The sequence below is a fragment of the Pseudomonas sp. SST3 genome (assembly GCF_003325755.1).
In genome coordinates this window covers 1-3991 of record NZ_QORI02000143.1, presented here as the reverse complement: position 1 = coordinate 3991, position 3991 = coordinate 1, and the positions used below count along the sequence as shown (strand labels likewise).

The 3991-nt window shown below is 61.4% G+C and carries 4 protein-coding genes and 2 pseudogenes; 3 read left to right on the top strand and 3 right to left on the bottom strand.

The features are described 5' to 3' along the window. Positions 1-620, bottom strand: a 620-nt coding sequence (gene phoB / locus DQ405_RS25355) for a phosphate regulon transcriptional regulator PhoB (protein ID WP_168426423.1), incomplete at its 3' end; no start/stop codon positions are given. Positions 621-818: 198 nt separating this feature from the next. Between phoB and DQ405_RS25350 the strand changes: the two genes are divergently transcribed. Further along, positions 819-1151: a COG4315 family predicted lipoprotein gene (locus DQ405_RS25350; protein WP_342030466.1), complete on the top strand. Its 333-nt coding sequence runs from the start codon at positions 819-821 to the stop codon at positions 1149-1151. Positions 1152-1272: 121 nt separating this feature from the next. Here DQ405_RS25350 and ubiA read toward each other — a convergent pair. Together ubiA and DQ405_RS25340 are read right to left on the bottom strand one after the other, a co-directional pair. After that, positions 1273-2165 (bottom strand): annotated as a pseudogene (gene ubiA, locus DQ405_RS25345) (4-hydroxybenzoate octaprenyltransferase). Then, a complete protein-coding gene (locus DQ405_RS25340; protein WP_073452510.1) occupies positions 2165-2728 on the bottom strand; it encodes a chorismate--pyruvate lyase family protein in 564 nt (187 codons plus the stop codon). Before DQ405_RS25340 ends, ubiA begins: the two are co-directional and overlap by 1 nt. Before the next feature lie 195 nt (positions 2729-2923). Here DQ405_RS25340 and DQ405_RS25335 point away from each other — a divergent pair, with 195 nt between their 5' ends. Beyond that, positions 2924-3091, top strand: a complete 168-nt coding sequence (locus tag DQ405_RS25335; protein WP_014720509.1) for a rubredoxin — start codon at positions 2924-2926, stop codon at positions 3089-3091. Between the two features lie 36 nt (positions 3092-3127). Continuing rightward, a pseudogene (locus DQ405_RS25330) lies at positions 3128-3991 on the top strand (NAD(P)/FAD-dependent oxidoreductase); the annotation flags it as partial.

Below are 3991 nucleotides of genomic sequence, written 5' to 3'. Positions count from 1 at the left end.
AAGGCTTTGCGCAGGCGGCGGATATGCACATCCACAGTGCGCTCTTCCACATAGACGTTGCCGCCCCATACCTGGTCGAGCAGTTGGCCACGGGTGTAGGCACGCTCCTGGTGGGTCATGAAGAACTGCAGCAGGCGGTATTCGGTCGGTCCCATCTCGGCAGGCTTGCCGTCGATGGTCACGCGGTGGCTGATCGGGTCCAGGATCAAGCCGTCGACTTCGATAGGCGCTTCGCCATCGGTCGGGCCGGCGCGGCGCAGCACGGCTTTGAGGCGCGCCACCAGTTCCCGTGGAGAGAACGGCTTGGTGATGTAGTCATCGGCGCCGACTTCCAGGCCCTGGATCTTGTTGTCCTCTTCGCCCTTGGCGGTGAGCATGATGATCGGGATATCCCCGGTCAGCTCGTCACGCTTGAGACGGCGGGCCAACTCGATGCCTGAGGTGCCGGGCAGCATCCAGTCGAGCAGGATCAGGTCCGGCTTGCGGTCGACGATAATGGCGTGGGCCTGCTGGGAGTTCTCCGCCTCCAGGCAGTCATAGCCGGCCATTTCCAACGCGACGGCGATCATTTCGCGAATGGGCGCTTCGTCGTCAACGATCAGAATGCTCCTGCCAACCATGCTCAATCCTCTTGTCATTTAACTGTCTTGCGCCGCATTAGATAACGGAATTATTGCAGTCGTGTGACAGTAATTTAGTCGCTTGGGCAATTAACGGCACTCTGGACTACCCTTTGGGTCCGAATCCTGACAACCACAAAAGGAAGGTTCCGATGACTTACAGCACTGTTTTCCTGGAAAGCCCTGCTGGTATCTGCGGTGTTGACGCTGCCAGGCCTGGCGTTTGCGGCAGAGCCGGCGATGACCCAAGACGGGATGTTAGTGGATCACAAGGGGATGACGCTCTATACCTTCGACAAGGACGCTGATGGCAAATCAGTGTGCAAGGACCAGTGCGCGACCAACTGGCCACCGCTGAAGGCAGAGTCCACTGACACCAAGACCGGCGATTGGACGGTGATCACCCGCGACGACCAGACCAGCCAGTGGGCCTACAAAGGCAAGCCTGTCTACACCTACAAGGACGACAAGAAAGCCGGTGACAAGACCGGTGATGGCAAGGGTAGCGTTTGGCACATCATCAAGCCTTAAGTCTGCGGCGCTGCTGAATCCATCGGAGGCAAGCCCCTCCCCATTTTTTGATCTGCGAATACAGTCAAAATGTGGGAGCTGGCTTGCCTGCGATGGCGTCCCAACAGCCACCACAGAATCCTCAGCGAACCGCGTAATCCACCACGATCCCGACAAAAATCGCCAACCCCGCCCAGTGGTTATGCAAGAACGCCTTGAAGCACTTCATGCGGTCCCTGTCGCGCGTGTACCAGAACTCCCAGACAAAGCAGCCCGCTGCCGCCAGCAACCCCAGGTGGTACCACCCGCCCAGCCTCGAACCGTGCGCCGGCCAGCAACAGGCACGCCAGCGCCAGGCCTTGCAGGGTGAGGATGATCACGCGGTCAGCGTCACCGAAACAGAATGGCGGTGGATTTCACCCCGATCTTCAAATCGTCATCGCGGTCGGTCATGGCGTAATAGGTGTCGTAGCCCACCGTCCACAACAGGTTGGCGATGTACAGCAGCCACGCGGTGGCAGGCAAATGGCCGGTCTCGGCGGTAAACGCCATCGGCATGCCCCAGGAAAACGCTGCGCCCAGCACCACTTGGGGGTAGTAGGTGTAGCGCTTCATGAACGGGTAGCTCGCCGCCAGAGCCAGGCCGCCCAAGGAGAGCAGGATGGTGCTGGCGTTGGTCAGCAGCACCAGCAGGAAACTGATGCCCATCAGCACGGCAAAAAACACCAGCGCTTCTTTCGAACTGATCTTGCCGCTCACCAGCGGGCGTTGCTCGGTGCGTTTCACATGGCCATCGACCTTGCGGTCGGCCCAGTCGTTGATCACGCAGCCGCCGGCCCGGGTGAGCACCACGCCCAGCACGAAAATCACGATATTGATCAGCGACGGCGAACCCTTGCCGGCGATCCACAGGGCCCACAGCGTCGGCCACAGCAGCAGGTAGATGCCGATGGGCTTGTCCATGCGCGTCAACTGAATGAAATCCCAGGCCCTGGGGTTCAGGCGGTTCAAGGACTTGAGCAGACGTTGGTACATCAGCAGTTCTCCGGATGATCATGCAGCGCGTGCCAGAAACTCGGCAGGAAGACTTCCGCCACCAGCACGCTCAGCGCCCCGCGGTCGAAGCGCGAGCGGCGCGCCCACAGATTATCGGCCTGGTCCGCTGTCGGCAGCCAGGCACGAGGGTAGTGACACACTTCGATGGCCTGGCGGGTAAAGGCGCGGTCGCAGAACAGCAACTCGCCCAGCGAACGGCTGCCCAGCTCGTCCATGTGCAGGCCATCGCCCTGCAAAGCACTGCGGGCCGCCACGCTGCGGGCGAACACCCAAGGCAGGCCGTGCCCGCGCAAATACACCTCGCGTACCCAGCCGATACTGGCCGGCGGCAGGTCCAGGGCGGCGCATTCATCATCGCGCAACGGTTGCCAGCCTTCGAACAGCGGCGTCACGCTGAAAGCCTCGTTGGACAGCCACGTCAGCCGTCGCGTCAGCGAGCCTTCGTCAAATAGCCAGTTGAGGGTCAAGGGCGTGGGCAAGGGGCTCAGAAGGCTCTGGGTCAGCCATTGGCAAGCATCGGGAAGGGCGATTGAGTGCGGCACGGTGAGTCAGTATTGGCAGCAAAAGAGGCGGCGAGCTTACCATGGCACCCTGAACTTTTGCCGCGCCAAACCGGCCGTTTGCGTCGAACGTGCTTGCATCTGCCGGCCCCGATCAGTACAAAACGCCCTGAGCCGCGCGGCAACGCTGGATCCATCGACCGCCGGCCAACACGCCTGAACCTGAGGAAGCACGTAATGAAGAAGTGGCAATGTATCGTCTGTGGCCTTATTTACAACGAAGCGGACGGCTGGCCGGATGACGGTATTGCACCAGGCACTCTGTGGCAGGACGTCCCGGAAGACTGGCTGTGCCCGGACTGCGGCGTGGGTAAGTCGGACTTCGAAATGATCGAAATCGCGTAATCCCGAATTTAAGAAACGTACTACAAGGAGAAAGGAATGAACGCACCTGTCGTGATCATCGGCACAGGATTGGCCGGTTACAACGTCGCCCGGGAGTTTCGCAAGCTCGACAGCGAGACCCCATTGCTGCTGATCACTGCCGATGACGGACGCTCCTACTCCAAGCCCATGCTCTCCACCGGCTTTGGCAAGAACAAGGAAGCCGATGGCCTGAGCATGGCCGAACCCGGCGCCATGGCCGAGCAGCTCAAGGCCCAGGTGCGCACCCATACGCGTATCAGCGGCATCGACCCAGGCCACAAGCGTCTGTGGATCGGCGAGGAAGCGGTGACCTATCGCGACCTGGTCCTGGCCTGGGGCGCAGAAACCGTGCGCGTACCGGTCGAAGGCGATGCGGCTGATTTGATTTTCCCGATCAACGACCTGGAAGACTACGCACGCTTTCGTGCCGCTGCTGCTGGCAAACGGCGCGTGCTGCTGCTCGGCGCCGGCCTGATCGGCTGCGAATTTGCCAACGACCTGATCCTGGGCGGCTATGAAAATCGACCTGGTCGCGCCCTGTGAGCAAGTCATGCCGACCCTGCTGCACCCGGCGGCGGCCGCCGCGGTGCAAGCCGGGCTCGAAGGCATCGGCGCGCGCTTTCACCTGGGCCCGGTGCTCAATCGCCTGCAACGCGCCGCTGATGGCCTTGAAGCGCACCTCTCGGACGGCGAAGTGATCCACTGTGACCTGGTGGTGTCCGCCATCGGCCTGCGCCCACGCGTAGACCTGGCCGCAGCCGCTGGCCTGCAAATCAACCGCGGAATCATGGTGGACCGTCACCTCAAGACCTCCCACGCTAATATCTACGCCTTGGGCGTACTGCGCCCGAGGTCGATGGCCTGAACCTGTTGTACGTG

What these genes read in the sequence shown, in the direction of transcription:
- DQ405_RS25335 (WP_014720509.1), top strand. Translation starts at nt 2,924, where the DNA reads ATGAAGAAGTGGCAATGTATCGTCTGTGGCCTTATTTACAACGAAGCG.